This is a genomic window from Symbiopectobacterium sp., assembly GCF_051710365.1.
Lineage (GTDB): Bacteria > Pseudomonadota > Gammaproteobacteria > Enterobacterales > Enterobacteriaceae > Symbiopectobacterium.
Map to the genome: position 1 here is coordinate 1 of NZ_JBPETA010000366.1, position 1,235 is coordinate 1,235.

General features: G+C 47.8%; 2 protein-coding genes and 1 pseudogene. All 3 read left to right on the forward strand.

The features are described 5' to 3' along the window. Positions 1-155: pseudogene (gene tuf / locus ACTBDZ_RS17940) on the forward strand (elongation factor Tu); the annotation flags it as partial. Between the two features lie 219 nt (positions 156-374). Next, positions 375-569: a bacterioferritin-associated ferredoxin gene (gene bfd / locus ACTBDZ_RS17945; RefSeq protein WP_264626615.1), complete on the forward strand. Its 195-nt coding sequence runs from the start codon at positions 375-377 to the stop codon at positions 567-569. Positions 570-668: 99 nt separating this feature from the next. Further along, a complete protein-coding gene (bfr, locus tag ACTBDZ_RS17950) occupies positions 669-1,121 on the forward strand; it encodes a bacterioferritin (protein ID WP_438816285.1) in 453 nt (150 codons plus the stop codon). Positions 1,122-1,235: the final 114 nt, after the last annotated feature.

A 1,235-nucleotide genomic window follows, 5' to 3' on the forward strand; every position in this document is an offset into this window, starting at 1 on the left:
TGCCGGAAGGCGTTGAAATGGTAATGCCGGGCGACAACATCAAAATGGTTGTTACCCTGATCCACCCGATCGCGATGGACGACGGCTTGCGTTTCGCAATCCGTGAAGGCGGCCGTACCGTTGGTGCGGGCGTTGTTGCTAAAGTTATGGCTTAATCGCCAATACGCGAGTAACACCCGTGCGCTAGCGATAGCGTAAGAAAAAGGACACTTCGGTGTCCTTTTTTCATGGCGTTGACAAAACTGTAATTGAAATGGAAACCATTCTTATTTACACTCTAATTGACTGTTTTATAGTCACTTTTTCGACTGCCGTGCGGAAGGTAGCAACGAAAGAGAGTGTGGGTCCGCGACTGAGAGAATGAGTTATCCTGTATGTATGTCTGCCTGTGTAATGCCATTTCCGATAAAGTTATTCGGCACGCCGTTCGCCAGCATCAACCCCGCTCGCTCAATCAGTTGCGCCAGTTAATGCCTATTGGCAGTGACTGCGGCAAGTGTATTCGCCAGGCTCGCCTGATTATGGAAGAAGAGCAGGCGATGTTGTCACCCATCTCTGACGTTGCGTAATTGCCGCTTTTATTGAAACCGCATAAAATGTAGGCGATTTCGTTGACTCTCCCCCCTCCAGTTCTACACTTTTAAGACCTGGAGCGAAGGAGCAATGTCATGAAAGGCGATAAAAAAGTCATAGCACATCTAAATAAGTTGCTGGGTAATGAAATGGTTGCGATTAACCAGTACTTTTTGCATGCCCGTATGTTTAAAAACTGGGGACTGACCCGTCTTGACCAGCACGAATACCACGAATCCATCGATGAAATAAAACATGCCGACCGTTATATCGAGCGTATCCTGTTTCTTGAAGGGGTTCCCAACCTGCAAGATCTCGGCAAGCTCAATATTGGCGAGGATGTTGAAGAGATACTGCGTTCTGACCTGAAACTGGAGTTGGATGGCGCCAAGGATTTGCGCGAGGGGATCGCGTATATGGATTCGGTGCGTGATTATGTCAGCCGCGATTTGCTGATTGAAATCCTGGCCGATGAAGAAGGGCACATCGACTGGATTGAGACGGAACTTGACCTGATAGCGTGCCTCGGGTTGCCTAATTTGTATTAGTCGCGACTTGATCTGACACTGGACCTTGCAAGGTTGAGAGTTACCGGTTTTGATATGGGTGTCCAATCCTTATACAAAACACGAGGTAACTCTCATGATTCATACTAACAATCC